Source organism: Lysinibacillus zambalensis (genome assembly GCF_040183165.1).
In the GTDB taxonomy this organism is placed as follows: domain Bacteria; phylum Bacillota; class Bacilli; order Bacillales_A; family Planococcaceae; genus Lysinibacillus; species Lysinibacillus zambalensis.
Map to the genome: position 1 here is coordinate 20,689 of NZ_JBEGDG010000005.1, position 14,382 is coordinate 35,070.

Here is a 14,382-nt window from a genome sequence, read left to right on the forward strand (position 1 = left end):
AAATTCTCTATATTTAAAATACCACAAATATACAAGATAACCTATAATTATTCAAAGAGCGAGTTCTAAAATTTATAATAGCAATGCAATTCATAAAGTATGTTAAACTAGTGCCATCTATAACACGATAAAGAAGGCGAAATGTATGACATATGAAGAAATGAAGGCTCAGCTTATAGAGCGGATTTTACAACAACAACTTGTTACTGCGACAATCAGTCAACCACGTATGAAATCAAACGAAATAAAACGTATAAAGCTAAAACCTTTATTATTGAAGGATACTTACCATATACAAATTGAATATCAATTTGAACGTATTTTAAAGCATGAAAATGTTTTATTAGAAAATTTCCCTGAGAAGCTAGAAGCATTTTTTAACGATTACCGCCAAGCACATATTGATTTTATTGATGAAAAAATACAAGTGCAGCTATCAAAAAAGAACAAAGTACTATGGAAATCTGATACTTCCTCAACGCCAAAGCAAGTTAATTTAGCGCATAATCGCAAGAAAAACTATTTGCTGGCAGAGGATAAGCCATATCCATTTTTAATTCGTCTTGGCGTACAAACGGAAGAAGGAAAAATAAAAAAACAAAAATACGATAAGTTTAAACAAATCAACCGCTTCATCGAATTTATTGATGATGCATTAACATATTTACCAAAAGATCGTCAGGTTCGTATTTTAGATTTCGGTTCAGGCAAATCCTATTTAACATTCGCCTTATACCACTATTTAAAAATCGAAAAAGGCTTAGACATTCGTGTCACTGGCTTGGATTTAAAGAAGGAAGTCATCGAAGAATGCTCACAAATCGCTCAGGATTTAGGCTATGAACAACTCGAATTTCTAGTAGGAGATATTAATGATTATAATGATGAGTCTGCCGTGGACATGGTAGTAACTCTACATGCTTGTGATGTTGCCACTGATATGGCATTGGCACGAGCTGTGAAATGGGGAGCAAGCGTTATTTTAAGCGTCCCTTGTTGCCAGCATGAGCTAAATCGCCAGCTTAATACACCAGCTCTTGATATCATGCTTCAGCACGGTCTCGTACGCGAGCGTTTTTCAGCGCTTGCAACGGACGCAATCCGAGCAGAAATTCTATCACTTGTGGGCTATGAGGCACAACTGCTGGAGTTTATCGATATGGAAAACACACCAAAAAACATTTTAATAAGAGCATATCATACTGGTAAAAAGCCAAGCTCTGAACAGCGCGCTAGCTACGATGCATTTTTAAAGTTACTAAATGCCAAGCCGTTTTTAGCGAATGAGTTACAAGCTTACCTATAATATACCGCGTTATTTGTGAGTGAAGCGCGGATATTCGCGCTGCCTCTGCGGGTATTTCATTGCGGAACGCGGGTATTTGTCTTCCTTTCGCGGGTATTTCATTGCCAAGCGCGGGTATTCGTCTTCCTTTCGCGGGTATTTCATTGCCAAGCGCGGGTATTCGTCTTCCTTTCGCGGGTATTTCATTGCGGAACGCGGGTATTCGTCTTCCTTTCGCGGGTATTTCATTGCGGAACGCGGGTATTCACTCTCCTTCCGCGAGTATTTCTTAATTTGCTTAATCACATTAAGAGGGCGGTCCAATAACTTTTGGACCGCCCTTTCTATTATAGTTCTTGTCGTAATGCTTGAATAACGTCAATTTTTGTGGCCTTTCGTGCCGGACGATAGCCTGAAATCATCGCTACACCAATACTAATAGCTGCTGCAATAATAACAAGCTGCCAAGGAATTAGAGAAAATGTAATGTCACTTTTACTAAATGCCTCTTCCCCTGTTGCTGCTTCTAGAATTACAGGCAGTGCAGCATTTGCTACGAAGCTAATAATATATGAAATAACTACAGCTATTAAAGTCCCAATAACACCGATGAACGTACTTTCCATTAAGAACAATCGTTGAATAAGCTTTGGACTTGCTCCAATCGCCTTTAAAACACCGATTTCACGAGTACGCTCTGTAACTGCCATTGTCATTGTATTGAAAATGCCAATCGAGGCAATCAAGACAGCAATTGTTCCTACAAAAATTAAGCCGATCTTTAAAACTAGGAAAAATACATTCATTTTATCCAACTGCTCAGTCACCGAATAAACGTTATAGCCATCGTCTTTTAGTTTGTCTAAAATTGATTTTACATTTTCCATACTATCAGCGAAAATATTGAATTCTGAAAGAAACATGTCATCTTCTTTAACATTACCCGTTGCTGCTAAATTAGTTGCTAGCATAGGCTTTTGCTCTGTATCCATATAAATAGAGTTATTGACCATCCAATCATAAGAAGGCTTCTTCATAACACCGACAATCGTATACTTTATTTTCTCGCCCTCTTCTGCACCCTCAGTACGCGGCATTAATGCTAATTCGATTTCTTTACCAATTAATGAGTCCTTATACCCTTCCTCACTACCATTATAAAACGTGCCTTCCGCTTCAGCTTTTTTACTTTTCTCTTCAATAATTTTGCGCTCTGCATCATTTATTAATGTTTGAGCAAAATGATAACCTACAACGATTTCGTTTGGCTTTGTTGGATACTTTCCTTTTGCAAGCTTGCCACTTACTTGCTCAAAATCTTGCATATTCGCAACGTATACATCAGATAGTGTATCGCGGTCTTCAAAAAATGAATGTCCGGATGCATTGACAGTAATCGTTTCAAGTACTGTTTTCACATGTTCTATACTTTTTATTTCATGGATTTGTTCCTCTGTAAATTGATCATTACCAAACACTTGAATTTTCGTAATATTTTCATCCGATAATATTTCATTACGTATGGAATCCTGCAGCCCAAACCCAACCGATGCGAGGACAATCAAAAATGCACACCCCATCGTTGCCGCTAGTACTGTCATAAACACACGTAATTTATTTTTCTTTATATGCTGTGTAACAAAATCTAATTGATCTTTAAATAACATGTTATGCTTCCTCCTTTACAAGTTCCCCATCGTACATGCGGAAACGTTGATGTGCTATCGTTGCTACTTCCTCGTCATGTGTAATGATGACGAATGTTAAACCAAGCTCACGGTTTAGACTTTGAATGAGCAGCAATATATCTTGCTCTGTTTCTGAGTCAAGACTTCCTGTCGGCTCATCTGCCAGCAAAATAGGTGGATTTGTAATTAAGGCTCTCGCAATACTAACACGCTGTTGCTGACCACCCGATAATTCATTCGGGTAATGGTCTGCTACCTCCGTTAAACCAACCTTGTCCATTAATTTTTTCACCTTTTCAGTACGTATTGCTTTCTTGATACCTTGCAACTTCAATGGCAGTTCTATGTTTTCAGACGCCGTTAAGCCTGGCATCAGTTGAAAGTTTTGAAAGATAAATCCGAAATGTTGCAAGCGAAAGGCTGCACTTTCTACTTCAGTAAAATTACCTGCTTCTTTACCGTTTACCTTAATAGATCCTTGTTCAGATTTCATAAATCCTGCTAGTATTTGTAATAAGGTAGATTTACCGGATCCGCTTTTACCAACAATTGCGATAATCTCTCCTTTTTTCACCTCAAAGTTGACACCCTTTAATACCGGAACCTGTTTTTCCTTGCCTTTCTTTCCAATTAAAAATGTATGTTGTAAGTTTTCGACTTGAATCATTTTCAAATAAACACCCTTTCACATTCTTTAAATCCATCACCATAACGTGTGGTGATGAGTAATTCTTTCTCCATTGTAGACAAGAATTCTTAATAAAGTTGAAGGATAAAAATGAAGATATTCTTAAGAAAAGGGATAACTATGAGTAAAGCAATCCCTTTACATCCCCTTTACAATTCTGACATATAAGTTATGCAAAATTTTATGTCTCCATAGTATTCTTTTGTATTAAACAGAAAGTATAAATCCTTATAAAACCTATGTTTAAAGCGTTTTCCTGTACTAATAAAAACAAATACAGAGGTTCCATTATTATTTTGTGAGCAAATTGTATATTACAGGATTGTAAAGTTTTATGGAGAATAGAAAAAATTTATGTAGATAAATTAAAGATTTTGTTATGATAGTAAAGTTTAGAGGCCAATTTATTTATATCCAGGAGGATTCGATTTACATGCTTAACTCAAAAAAACAAGACCCTTTCTTTATAGCTTTGCATAAAATTGCTGAGAATATGAGAGAGGCCGTACATTACGCAAATGATTTTCGTATTAACAGTGTAGCTGACTTAAAAGAGATTAGCATTACTATGAAAAATTACGAAACAGCTGGTGATAAGCTCATTCACGAACTGATCGTGATGCTAAACAAATCATTTATGACACCTATCGAGCGCGAAGACATTCTAGAATTTGCCATTCGTATGGACGACGTATTAGATGGTACGGAGCATTGTATCGCTCATTTTGAAATGTTCTCTCTAACAGAAGTTGACGAATCAATGCGTACTTTCTTAGGCTATATTTCAAAAAGCGCTGATGAAATTGTGAAAGCAACAGAAGAGTTAAAGAAAAAGAATCTTATTGGCATGCGCCCACACGCAATTCTTATTAAAGACTATGAACGTGAATGTGATGAAGTACAACGTTCGTCTATTAAACAACTATTTTTAAATGAAAAAGATCCGATTCGACTTATTAAATATAAAGATATATATGAACAACTTGAAGATATCGCTGATCATTGCCAAAACGTTGCAAATACTATGGAAACAATTATCATGCGTAACGCGTAATTAGGAGATGGGCACTTACAATGAACACAATCATTATTCTAACCGTACTGGTCGTTATCTTTGCCCTAACATTTGACTTTATCAATGGCTTCCATGATACAGCAAATGCTATTGCAACTTCGGTTTCCACTAGAGCATTGAAACCTCGCGTAGCTATCATGATGGCTGCAGTGATGAACTTTATCGGAGCTATTACTTTCGTCGGTGTTGCAAAGGCTTTAACAAAAGATATTGTAGATCCATTCGCTTTAAATGCCTTTGCGGGAGATACAACTGGTTCAGTCGTTATTTTAGCGGCATTAATCTCCGCTATTATTTGGAACTTACTAACGTGGTATTTCGGTATTCCATCGAGTTCTTCACATACTCTGATTGGCTCCATTGCTGGTGCAGCAGTTGCATCTGCTGGCTTCGATGTTCTAAACTATGGCGGCTTCACTAAAATCATTATGGCCTTAGTGCTATCACCAATCCTTGCGATTTGCGCTGGCTTTATTATGATGACACTGTTTAAATTATTGTTTAAAAACTTAAATTTATATCGTACGAATAAAGGTTTCCGTACGATGCAAATTTTCACTGCCGCCATTCAATCTTTTACACATGGTACAAACGATGCACAAAAGGCAATGGGGATTATGACGATGGCGTTAATCGCTGGTGGTTTGTATACGGGAGATGAAATTCCTTTCTGGGTACGAGCTGCAGCAGCAACTGCGATGGGGCTTGGTACTTCTATCGGTGGCTATAAAATTATTAAAACAGTCGGCGGTAAAATTATGAAAATCCGTCCAGTAAACGGAGTTGCAGCAGATTTAGCATCTGCGTCTGTTATCTTCGGTGCTACATTAATTCATTTACCAGTTTCTACAACACACGTTATTTCTTCCTCTATCATGGGTGTCGGCTCTGCACAACGTGTACGTGGCGTAAACTGGGGGATGGCGCGTAAAATCGTCACTACTTGGATTATTACAATGCCAATTTCTGCAGTTATGGCAGCTACGATTTACTTTTTATTATCGTTATTCTTTTAACTTCTTCCCACCTCTATAGATGGTGAAAAACATGTGGATTTCATGGAATTATGCCAAGGCATAATTGATTTTGATTGCATACTAAGACTCCTGTTCCTTATTAGGGACAGGAGTCTTTAAATTATTACACGACAAAATGTGACACATCCTTTACACTATTTTAAAAAGGGGGACAGTACCTACTATGAAAACTTTTTCAGCTTTTATAACAGCCCACGCTAAAGCTATCGTAGCCTTATGGTTCGTCATTTTTATTTCCATGGCTATGTTCGCTATACAACTTCCGAGTAAACTTCATGGCGACGGTTTCTTCGTGAAAGGAGATCATACCTACGTAACAAATGAGCTTGCCAAAACATTTGATTTACCTTCCGAGACAATTTTGGTCGTCTTCAATCCAGCGGACGATAAGAAAATTCAAGATACATTAAAAAAGTTGGAAAAAATTAAGGAGATTCATTCAATCCAGTCACCACTCGATGATGTTTCTTTACAAAAGAATGGTATAGCTTATGCCATGATTCATCTAAAAAATAATATTGATCAGCTACCGGATGTTGTGAAAGACATTCGTTCATTAATAGAGGATGACGGTGTGAGCATTACTGGCGGACCTGTTATTTCAGCGGACATCAATACAGCCAGTCAAAAGGATTTAGCGTCAGCAGAGGCGATAGGCTTACCAATTGCTATCATAGTGCTATTACTAGCTTTCGGTACTGTCGTAGCCTCCATCTTACCTATCGTTATTGGCGTAGTTACTGTTGTCACTGCATTTGGAATTTTGACTTTGTTTAGCGGTAATGTCAATTTATCGATTTTTGTATTAAATATAGTACCCATGCTTGGACTTGCATTAAGCATTGATTTTGCCTTGTTATTTATTAACCGGTATCGCGAAGAACGTGCTTACACATCCATTGTACAAGCTATTCAAACGTCTATACAGACAGCCGGCCGTTCAATCATCTTTTCTGCTGCTTGTGTCATGATCGGCTTAGGTGCCATGATTGTCATTGACGTCGAGATTTTTCATAATATCGCTTTAGGAGGCGCAATTGTTGTATTTCTTGCAGTACTTTCCGGCTTAACCTTGCTACCTGCTACGATGATGTTATTAGGAGATCGCCTTAATAAATGGCGCCTATTACGTGTAAAATCTGGTGGTACAAATCGTTGGCGAGGTTTTGCCAGTTTTGTCATGAGACATCCTGTTGCCATCGTTATTGCGGCTTTATTATTACTAGGCATTGGCATGATTCCATTGAAGGATATTAAACTTACAATTCCTCAGGTGGATTCATTACCGGCTAAATATGAGGCACGTACTGCTTATGATCAGCTAGATGAGACGTTTGGACTTGGTGATACCTCAACATTATATTTATTAGCTGAACGTAAAGAAGGCTGGGAAGATAATGAAGCAAGAAAGCTTATTTACACTATTCAAGAAAAGTTGCTTGATGACCCATTAGTAAATCATGTTTCAACCATTTATACGACGGCTAACATTAAGTCACCTGAGGAACTGACTGCTTCTTTGAAAACTCCACAAGTGGCAGAACAAATAAAACCAATTCTAAATACGTTTGCTAAAGATAACCAACTCTTTATCCCAATTACATTGGATGCAGCCGGTTCATCCACTACCGCTCAAGAATTTGCTCGAACATGGAAAGATAAAGATTTAAGTGTCGATTTCACGCTCGGGGGTCATGCGAAATTCAATCAAGAGATTTTCGATGAAATTGCTAGTAAAATTTTCTTGGCTGTATCTATTATTATCATTTCAACGTTCTTTATTTTAATGGTCGCTTTCCGCTCTATTTTAATCCCACTGAAAGCGATTATTATGAATATCACTGGACTTTCATCAGCCTTCGGTATTCTCGTCTATATTTTCCAATATGGACATTTAGGCATTGAAGCCGGTACGATTGTCCTTATTATCCCAGTAATTGTATTTTGTCTTGTATTCGGCTTAAGTATGGACTATGAAGTCTTTTTAATATCTCGCATTCAAGAAGAATATCAAAAAGGGGCGGATAATACACGTGCCACGATTGACGGTCTAACTTCTACAAGTCGTATCATTACGTCAGCAGCGCTTATTATGATTGTTATTACAGGGGCATTCGCTTTTACAGATGTGATGCCCGTGAAGCAAATTGGGGTTGGTATAGCTATTGCGGTCGCCATCGATGCAACAATTATTCGCCTCATGCTTGTTCCTAGTCTTATGAAGCTCTTTGGGGACTGGAATTGGTGGCTGCCCTTTGCGAAGAAACAGAAATAAACGGAAATTAAAATTAATTATGCCTCAGCATCCGAAATCGGCTTTGTGTTTGGACACCTACTGAAAGAAATTAAAAAAATCCGCACCCTTACTCAAAGGTTGCGGATTTTTCCTTATTTTGAATAAATATGGTCGTACCATTCTTTTGCAGCTTCTACCTCAGGCATTGTTAGCTGATGACCATAATTAAACCATACAGTTGTTACATCGGCCCCAGCTGACGTTAAAAGCGCCTCTAAATCTTCAGATTCCTGAGCAGTACACATTGGATCATTCGTTCCAGCACCGATAAAGACAGGAGTTGAAGAAAGTGTAGGCAATTTAATATCGCGTCTAGGCACCATTGGATGATGCAATATTGCACCTGCTAGAGCATCTTCATAATGGAATAATAGGCTAGCAGCAATATTCGCACCATTAGAATAGCCGATAGCAACGACTCGATTACGGTCAAAGCCATACTGCTGCGCTGCTTCTAATAAAAAATCATTTAATTCCTTCGTACGGAAAATTAAATCCTCTATATCAAAAACACCTTCCGCTAATCTACGGAAAAAGCGTGGCATACCATTTTCAAGGACATTTCCACGGACACTTAAAATACTTGCTGTTTCGTCAATTTCCTTCGCAAGGCCAATTAAGCTTTGTTCATTTCCACCTGTACCGTGTAACAGTAAAAAAATTGGTTTTGTTTCATCTGTTCCTTTATAAAAAACGTGCTGCATTTACAGTCCACCTTTCAATTATCTTGAATTCGAGATAATTGTAGCCTGTGGCAAAATTAAATTCAAGCTCTTTGACTTATTTATTTGGCGATTTTCACTATTTGGCTGTTCCTTATGATCTTTATAAAATTTTGTGATCGTAAATACTGAAAATAAACAAGCAGCTAGAACAACAACAATAACTATTCCCACTATTTTTTTCCCATTCATTCGTTCGTATCCCCCGAATTACTTATTTCTTTTTACGAAAACCTTCTTCTAGTAAATATTCTTTCGCAGCATCGTGTGTACCAAAGGCTTCTTCTAAGTTTTCTCCATGATAAACATTCCACGAACGTTGCTCAAAGGCTAGCATTAATTGAGCACCTTCACGATTTTGCCATAGCTCTTCGATCGGCTCTTGCTCCTCTGCTTCTTCCGATAAATATTGGATGGCATCTTCAATAATTTCACGAAGTTGTTGTTCATCGTAGTCACGAATATTTACTAGGCCTTTATCGCTTGCTTCTTCCTCGTAGCGCAATAAATCACCGACAAATACAAAACCGTTGCCATTTGGGTGTAGTTTTTCCACAACAATTGTCTTTTCATAAAGGCTATCCATAAAGTGATAATTTACGCGTTTCAATGAAATTTCCTTCTTTGTCAGTTCAGGAAATGAGTCAATGATGGCTTGCTTTTGTTCAAATGTTAGCATATAAAAATGCTCCTTTTCTATTCAATATCTCTTTTAGTATAACTTATTATTCCTGTTATATTGAAGTAAAATAGGTAGTACTAAAAGTAAAGTTTAATGTCCATAACGTGTAGGTTGATTGTGTAGGTTGATTTCCGTTCCGATTGGGCGCTTTCCTGGGGGCGTCCGATGAGCCGCTTCGCTTCGCTGCAGGGTCTCGGGCCATCAGGATGTTGGTCACGAAGGCGTTAGCACAGGACGTGATGCTCTTAGCCTTCGTTCCTCTATTACGAATCCCAAAGGAGTCACCCAAGATCAACTTATATACAGCATACTCTTTAACAAAATTAATGATTAGACAAGAAGTCAGATCCTAATCATTTTTACTATTAAAGAAAAAATCCGCTTAAACTCTCTGTGGAAAAAATAAGAATGTACCGATGTGGCACATAGCTTATCCCACGGAAAGCGAAGCGGATTTATCTTTTACAATTCAATTATGCTAGAATTCCTATGAAGGTTTTTCAGACACCACACAAATTCATAACATTTTATCTTTTACAAACTGAATAACATGTGCAACGTATAGTTCCCGGTAAGGGACAAATTGAGCAGCACTTACAGGGCGCACAATTTTCGCTCGTTGACCATCAGGGAAATATTCATAGCCTTCAATATTTAAAGTAGCTGTCTCTCCTAAAAAGAATGCCTCTGCCTCGTCAAGCTTTGCTCGAACGACCCCTGACACTTCCTCATACTGCAGGTTAAATGATTCCCAATCATGTTTGAATGGATATATAAAAACATGACAAAATTCATTGTCAATCATGTTTTCTGAAACGATACTACAAGATGTCATGCCCATTTTAACTACTTCGTGTACGTCAACATCGAGTCCTAGCTCTTCCTTTACTTCGCGAATTCCTGACTCGACTGTCTCTACGGCTAATAAATGCCCCGCCGCTGTAATATCAAGCAAACCAGGATAGTCCTTTTTTTGTGCACTACGGATTTGGAAATAGATATAGTCCTCATTGACAAGCCAACAGTGGAATGTTTCATGCCATAGCCCTTTTTCATGTACCTCTGCTCTCGTTGCTGTCCCTATCTGTTCATGCTGTTCATTAAAAACTTTCACAATTTCTTGTTCCATTTTTTCCGACTCCTATACCGACTTCGTAGCCTTTTTCTTAATCACGTTCCGTTCATCATAAATATTGGATGCGATTACTTTTAATACTGCATAAAACGGTACAGCAATGATAATACCGATAAAGCCTGCAATATTACCTGCTGCTAAAATAACTGTAATAACGGTTAACGGATGAATATCGAGTGTTTTCCCCATTACATTAGGTGTTATAAAGTTACTATCAATTTGCTGCGCCACGAGCGTGACAACAGACACCCATATGACTAACACTGGATCCTGAACAACAGCCACAATCAGCGCTGGTGTAAAGGCAATCCATGGTCCTATAAACGGAATCATATTCATAAAGAAAGCAAATATAACAAGAAGCAATGAATATTCTAAACCTATAATTAAATACCCGACATACATAATGAGTGCAAGTAAAAAACTAATTTGTAGCTGTCCTTGTATGTAGCTACGTAAAACACCATCAATTTCACTTAACGTTTTCTTCACCCATTCACGGCGTTCACCACTAAAATATTTATAAACTGATGGTGCAAATTTTTCATGATCCTTCAACATAAATATAAAGAAAAACGGAATTAAAATAGCTAATAAAGAAACTGAAACAACTGATTGTAAAAACGATACTAGTCCCTTACTTGCCGCAAAAGCAATATCCTGCACATAGTTCGCCATATTGTCGATAAGATCTTTTAACTGTGGTGGGAAGTTATCCCTGTTTCTCAATACATAATCAGCTGCATCTTGAATACTAGCACTAATCTGCGGTACATTTTTCACTAAATTATTTACCTGTACGGCAATCGGATTACCAACGATCCACCCAAAGCTACCTACAAGCGCTATTAATCCAACGATTATCGTTAAAATGCTCGCCCATCTCGGCCATTTACGCTTCTCTAAAAATCTCTGAATCGGTTCTGTAACATAATACAAAACACCGCCCAGTAATAAAGGCACAAAAATAGCTTTTAAGATAATTACAAGCGGCGAAAAAATCCAATGAATCTCTATAAAATATTTAATGACTAATAGGGCAAGTAAAATCCCTACGCCTACTTGAAACCAAACTTTCCTCGTCACTTTAATTCACTTCCTTTTATCTCAGTTACTGAAAATACTACTTATATATTAACCATTTCGCAAGTATCCTATTAATTATTGTTTAAATATGAGAGTTTATCAATTATGCCTCGGCATAATTTTAGCTGCCGCATTGCTTTCGCTATAAAAGACATTTGCTGAAAAAAGTTAGCACAAAAAAATTCGCAACCCTCCAATGGGCAATCTCGCAAGCCCCTCAAATGCCAAAGCATCCGAGGAGGCTCATACGGTTTGCCTTCCACAGGAGTGTCGCAAATTTTCACAATGTAGTAGTTTATAATTTTGTATCGTCTATTGAATTTAAGTAATCTTCAATATCGCCAATAACCGATTCAACACAACCGTCCTCAAATGGTGAAATTAAGCCTGCTTCTTTTACAAGCTTCGTAAAGGACATAGAACCACCTAAACCACATAAATGCGTATAGTCCTTCCAAGCAGCTTCAAATTCTTCACGTGAACGTTTCCAGAACTGGAATGCACAAATTTGTGCTAACGTGTAATCAATGTAATAGAACGGACTTGCATAAATATGTGCCTGACGTTGCCATATACCACCTGCTTCTAGATAACTATTATGATCATAGTCACGGTGTGGTAAATATGTCTCCTCAATTTTTTTCCATGCAGCTTTACGTTCAGCTGGTGTCATATTCGGATTTTCATAAATCACATGCTGGAACTCATCAACTGCAACACCGTAAGGAAGGAATAATAAGCCACTGCTTAAGTGTGTGAACTTATATTTTTCTGTATCTTCCTTAAAGAATAGCTCCATCCATGGCCATGTGAAAAACTCCATACTCATCGAATGAATTTCACAAGATTCATAAGTTGGCCATAAATATTCTGGGATTCCGATATCACGGCTTGAATAAACTTGGAAAGCATGTCCTGCTTCATGTGTTAACACATCGATATCACCTGAAGTACCATTAAAGTTCGAGAAGATAAATGGTGAGTGATAGTTTTCGATAAACGTACAATAACCGCCACTCTCTTTTCCTTTCTTCGCCACTAAGTCCATTAATTCATGATCAATCATAAAGTTGAAGAATTCACCCGTCTCTGGTGATAGCTCCTCATACATTTTTTTACCGTTCGCAACAATCCATTGCGGATCACCTTTTGGTGTCGCATTTCCTGATACAAAGTTGAATGCTTCATCGTAGAACTTAAATTCAGAAATACCAATACGCTTTGCCTGACGTTCATATAACTTAGTTGCAATAGGTACGATTAAATCACGAACTTGGTCACGGAATTTCTTTACCATATCTGCATTATAGTCAATGCGATTCATTCGAACATAGCCTAGCTCGACATAGTTTTTATAGCCTAATTTAACAGCGATTTCATGGCGCACTTTGACAAGTTCATCATATAATTGATCAAATTCCTCTTCATGCTCAGCAAAGAAGCCAAAGCGTGCATCCGTTGCCGACTTACGCATTTCACGATCAGTAGACTCTGCATACGGACCAAGCTGAGCAAGCGTTAATGTTTCACCATTAAAGTCAATTTGCGCAGAGGCAACAAGCTTATTATATTCTGAAACGAGCTTGTTCTCCTTTTGCATTAGATCAATGACTGCTGGAGAAAAACCTTTAATTTGATAGGTTGCTAAATCAAATAATTGCTGGCCCCATTTTTCTTCTAACTGCTCACGAAATGGTGAAGCGATTAGTGCTTTATAATATTCTGTTGTTACCTCTTCCAGCTCAGGTCCAACCTCATCAAAATAATCGCGTTCTGCATGATAGAATTCATCATTTGTATCAATCGAAGCACGAATATACACTAGGTTTGCCATCGTGGCATAGTCATTACTCAACCCGTTTAATTTCTCAATTATTTCACTTTGCTCGTCCATCGTTTGCGCATTTTTAAATTGGTCAATTAAAGATAATTGTTGCTCTTTCATTGCCTCAACTTTCGGACGGCTGTATTCATAGTCTTTAAATGTTTTCATAAAATCCCCTCTTTCTGTCATATCCCCCGTTACATTTCTATTATATGCCAAATCTATAGTATTAAGAAATAAATTAATAACCAAATACATATGTTTTTAATAGTGCGGCCTTTTCACGAAGCGTTAACTTCAATTCCACCGATTTTGGTGTTTTTGCCGCAACGACATCTACTTCAAAGCCTAAAGACTCCGCTAAATATTTTGCACGCTTTAAATGAAAATCATTTGAGACAATCGTGATTTTCTTAGTTTCTTTAGGCAAAAGTTCTTTACTAAATAATAAGTTCTCGTAAGTTGAAGTAGATTGGTCTTCCACTACTATTCTATTTGTATCAATACCATTGTCCTGTAAGTATTTAAGCATGACTGAAGCCTCTGTCCGATCTTCATCTTCCCCTTTTCCACCTGACACAATCACTTTTACACGAGGATACTTTTTCAAATACTTTACTGCCTCTTCTAATCTATTTTTCAAAGAAAGCGATGGAATTCCTCCCGGTTTTACCTTTGCTCCCAGGACAATCATGTATGTAGCTGTTCCGTTTGCAGCTGGCTGGACACCCTGTTTCATCTCCTCGCCGAGCCAAATATAAACAACACTACTCATAGCAAGTAATATAACCCCTAATCTTATTACCCATTTCTTCACGATCGACCCCCCCTTACCTTTTATTAACGTTTAGGCAAAAAAAAGG

General features: G+C 37.7%; 14 protein-coding genes. 4 read left to right on the forward strand and 10 right to left on the reverse strand.

The features are described 5' to 3' along the window. Window positions 1-145 precede the first annotated feature (145 nt). Complete coding sequence (locus ABNX05_RS08595; RefSeq protein ID WP_349659330.1) at window positions 146-1,306, forward strand: class I SAM-dependent methyltransferase; 1,161 nt, start codon at window positions 146-148, stop codon at window positions 1,304-1,306. A gap of 9 nt (window positions 1,307-1,315) precedes the next feature. Here ABNX05_RS08595 and ABNX05_RS08600 read toward each other — a convergent pair whose 3' ends face one another. The 3 genes from ABNX05_RS08600 to ABNX05_RS08610 are packed head-to-tail and all read right to left on the reverse strand — an operon-like array spanning window position 1,316 to window position 3,640. Continuing rightward, window positions 1,316-1,591 carry a hypothetical protein gene (locus ABNX05_RS08600; protein WP_349659331.1) on the reverse strand — a complete coding sequence of 92 codons (276 nt, stop codon included), beginning with the start codon at window positions 1,589-1,591 and terminating at the stop codon, window positions 1,316-1,318. A 41-nt stretch (window positions 1,592-1,632) separates the two neighbouring features. Beyond that, a complete protein-coding gene (locus tag ABNX05_RS08605; protein ID WP_349659332.1) occupies window positions 1,633-2,952 on the reverse strand; it encodes an ABC transporter permease in 1,320 nt (439 codons plus the stop codon). Between the two features lies 1 nt (window position 2,953). Then, a complete protein-coding gene (locus ABNX05_RS08610; protein WP_349659333.1) occupies window positions 2,954-3,640 on the reverse strand; it encodes an ABC transporter ATP-binding protein in 687 nt (228 codons plus the stop codon). A 454-nt stretch (window positions 3,641-4,094) separates the two neighbouring features. Between ABNX05_RS08610 and ABNX05_RS08615 the strand changes: the two genes are divergently transcribed. From ABNX05_RS08615 to ABNX05_RS08625, 3 genes are all read left to right on the forward strand, one after another. Then, window positions 4,095-4,715 carry a DUF47 domain-containing protein gene (locus tag ABNX05_RS08615; protein WP_079562474.1) on the forward strand — a complete coding sequence of 207 codons (621 nt, stop codon included), beginning with the start codon at window positions 4,095-4,097 and terminating at the stop codon, window positions 4,713-4,715. A 20-nt stretch (window positions 4,716-4,735) separates the two neighbouring features. Beyond that, window positions 4,736-5,752, forward strand: coding sequence for an inorganic phosphate transporter (locus ABNX05_RS08620; protein WP_349659334.1), 1,017 nt, complete (start codon window positions 4,736-4,738; stop codon window positions 5,750-5,752). Between the two features lie 184 nt (window positions 5,753-5,936). Further along, window positions 5,937-8,048, forward strand: a complete 2,112-nt coding sequence (locus ABNX05_RS08625) for an MMPL family transporter (protein ID WP_349659335.1) — start codon at window positions 5,937-5,939, stop codon at window positions 8,046-8,048. Between the two features lie 113 nt (window positions 8,049-8,161). Here ABNX05_RS08625 and ABNX05_RS08630 read toward each other — a convergent pair whose 3' ends face one another. The 7 genes from ABNX05_RS08630 to ABNX05_RS08660 form a co-directional block, all read right to left on the reverse strand. Next, the gene (locus ABNX05_RS08630) at window positions 8,162-8,773 is read right to left on the reverse strand and encodes an alpha/beta hydrolase (RefSeq protein WP_349659336.1); all 612 of its coding nucleotides are present in this window, start codon (window positions 8,771-8,773) and stop codon (window positions 8,162-8,164) included. 18 nt (window positions 8,774-8,791) lie between these two features. Further along, complete coding sequence (locus ABNX05_RS08635) at window positions 8,792-8,983, reverse strand: hypothetical protein (RefSeq protein ID WP_349659337.1); 192 nt, start codon at window positions 8,981-8,983, stop codon at window positions 8,792-8,794. Between the two features lie 22 nt (window positions 8,984-9,005). After that, a complete protein-coding gene (locus ABNX05_RS08640; protein ID WP_349659338.1) occupies window positions 9,006-9,470 on the reverse strand; it encodes a hypothetical protein in 465 nt (154 codons plus the stop codon). A 520-nt stretch (window positions 9,471-9,990) separates the two neighbouring features. Continuing rightward, complete coding sequence (locus tag ABNX05_RS08645) at window positions 9,991-10,602, reverse strand: NUDIX hydrolase (RefSeq protein WP_349659339.1); 612 nt, start codon at window positions 10,600-10,602, stop codon at window positions 9,991-9,993. A 12-nt stretch (window positions 10,603-10,614) separates the two neighbouring features. Next, window positions 10,615-11,694, reverse strand: coding sequence for an AI-2E family transporter (locus ABNX05_RS08650; protein ID WP_349659340.1), 1,080 nt, complete (start codon window positions 11,692-11,694; stop codon window positions 10,615-10,617). 295 nt (window positions 11,695-11,989) lie between these two features. Next, window positions 11,990-13,687 (reverse strand): M3 family oligoendopeptidase, encoded by a 1,698-nt coding sequence (locus ABNX05_RS08655; RefSeq protein ID WP_349659341.1) that lies wholly within the window; start codon window positions 13,685-13,687, stop codon window positions 11,990-11,992. A 73-nt stretch (window positions 13,688-13,760) separates the two neighbouring features. Then, entirely contained in the window at window positions 13,761-14,336 is a 576-nt protein-coding gene (locus tag ABNX05_RS08660) for a YdcF family protein (RefSeq protein WP_349659342.1), read from the reverse strand. Window positions 14,337-14,382: the final 46 nt, after the last annotated feature.

Bases quoted from the DNA above. Each gene is read 5' to 3' on its own strand.
- ABNX05_RS08595 (WP_349659330.1), top strand. From the start codon at position 146: ATGACATATGAAGAAATGAAGGCTCAGCTTATAGAGCGGATTTTACAA.
- ABNX05_RS08605 (WP_349659332.1), bottom strand. From the start codon at position 2,952: ATGTTATTTAAAGATCAATTAGATTTTGTTACACAGCATATAAAGAAA.
- ABNX05_RS08610 (WP_349659333.1), bottom strand. From the start codon at position 3,640: ATGATTCAAGTCGAAAACTTACAACATACATTTTTAATTGGAAAGAAA.
- ABNX05_RS08615 (WP_079562474.1), top strand. From the start codon at position 4,095: ATGCTTAACTCAAAAAAACAAGACCCTTTCTTTATAGCTTTGCATAAA.
- ABNX05_RS08620 (WP_349659334.1), top strand. From the start codon at position 4,736: ATGAACACAATCATTATTCTAACCGTACTGGTCGTTATCTTTGCCCTA.
- ABNX05_RS08625 (WP_349659335.1), top strand. From the start codon at position 5,937: ATGAAAACTTTTTCAGCTTTTATAACAGCCCACGCTAAAGCTATCGTA.
- ABNX05_RS08630 (WP_349659336.1), bottom strand. From the start codon at position 8,773: ATGCAGCACGTTTTTTATAAAGGAACAGATGAAACAAAACCAATTTTT.
- ABNX05_RS08635 (WP_349659337.1), bottom strand. From the start codon at position 8,983: ATGAATGGGAAAAAAATAGTGGGAATAGTTATTGTTGTTGTTCTAGCT.
- ABNX05_RS08640 (WP_349659338.1), bottom strand. From the start codon at position 9,470: ATGCTAACATTTGAACAAAAGCAAGCCATCATTGACTCATTTCCTGAA.
- ABNX05_RS08645 (WP_349659339.1), bottom strand. From the start codon at position 10,602: ATGGAACAAGAAATTGTGAAAGTTTTTAATGAACAGCATGAACAGATA.
- ABNX05_RS08655 (WP_349659341.1), bottom strand. From the start codon at position 13,687: ATGAAAACATTTAAAGACTATGAATACAGCCGTCCGAAAGTTGAGGCA.